1 protein-coding gene is annotated in these 1,547 nt (G+C 64.6%); it reads right to left on the bottom strand.

What is annotated here, in order from left to right; all coding sequences use genetic code 11:
• Positions 1-44: 44 nt before the first annotated feature.
• Positions 45-1,547, bottom strand: a 1,503-nt coding sequence (locus WAN71_RS10065) for a recombinase family protein (protein WP_422225194.1), incomplete at its 5' end; no start/stop codon positions are given.

Below are 1,547 nucleotides of genomic sequence, written 5' to 3' on the forward strand. Positions count from 1 at the left end.
GGTGTAAACGATGTCCCGAGACAGCTGTGAACGATGTCGTGAACTCACGCACCCCCTCGGACACGTCCGGCGACACGACTCAAGTCGGCAGTCGCCGTGACTCGCTGAAGATGCGGGTCGTAATCCAGACGCAGGCCCAGGCTTGCGTACACCTGGGCACGTTCGGACCCGGTTGCCTCACCAAGCACCGCTGACAGCCCACCCAACTCCTCGACCAACTCGCTAATCTGCGTCGCAGACATGACGCTTGGTCGCTCGGCTTGCTCAAGGCGGGTCTTCAGCTCGTCACGCTCCGCACTGCGACGATGCAATGCAGCAGTCAAGTCTTCAACGGCTACGCCGGACTCCAGTGCCGCGATGAGAGCGGCAACCTTGCCATTCGCCTCGCTGAGCTGGCGCTGCAAGGCCGCGTGGCCAGCTCCGGCTACCGGGTCCACCTCTTGCCCCCGCGCCAGGTCTTCGGGGTCGGCAAGGCTGGCGATCCATTCATCGAGCCGGGGCGTCAGCGCGTCCTCGCGGAGATAAACGGTGCGCGGGTGATCGATCAGGTCCATGGGTACCGAACGCGCCTTACCCAGCTCACAACGGTAAAGGATCCGTGTTGTCTGTTTTCCGGCGCGGGCAGCGCCCTGCATCCGCCGGCCACATGCGGCGCAAAACAGCAGCCCGCGCAGCGCATACGGCACTGCCGATTCTCTGCTGCAGACAAGACCGGGACCACGCCGCGCCTGGATACGAAGACGAACAGCCTGAGCCAAATCGTCGGAGATCAGTGCTTCGTGCGTGCGGCGGTCCGGTGCGATCCAGTCTGACTGATCACGCCACCGCATCCGCGTCTCGTACCCAGCAGCGACATCGTCAGGGTTGACTAGGACCTCGTATTTCTCCTGCTTGCCCCAAACTCGAACACCGGTGTATGCCGGGTTGTCCAATATGGCGCGGATCGCCGAATGAGACCAGCCTCGCGGGTCACGGTGACGATTCCGCGCCGGGTCATACTGGCTCGGTGACGGCACACCATCGTCGGTGAGCCGTTGCGCTATGTAGCGCAGGCCCGCGCCGTCGGCGTACAAGCGGTAGATCCGCTCGACGACCGGCGACGTCACGGGGTCCGGTTCGAGGCGATGAAGTCGCTGCCCGAGACTTGCCTTGGCGGGGTTCGGGTGCGGGCCGGCATCGACGAGCCGATAACCGTAGGGTGGTCGACCACCGAGGTATCGGGACGTGTCCTGCGCGAGTGCCGACATCGCCGTACGGACTCGCATCTGGATTCGTGCGCGCTCCCCCTTACTCATACCGCCAAACAGAGTCATCACCAGGTCGTGCGCCTCGGAGCCGGGGTCGACCGCTCCGCCAACCTCAGGCACCCACAAGCCAACTCCATAGTGCGTGAGCACCGGGAAAGTGAGCGCGAACTGCGGCCCGTAGAACGCGCGAGCGGGCTCGCCGATCACCACAGCATCGAAGCCACGATCCCTGCCGGTGACATCAGCCAGGAGACGCGACGCCTCAGGCCTGCGCTTCCACGGCAGCGAACGGCTTTGTCC

The sequence above is a fragment of the Mycobacterium sp. genome (assembly GCF_049280035.1).
Lineage (GTDB): Bacteria > Actinomycetota > Actinomycetes > Mycobacteriales > Mycobacteriaceae > Mycobacterium.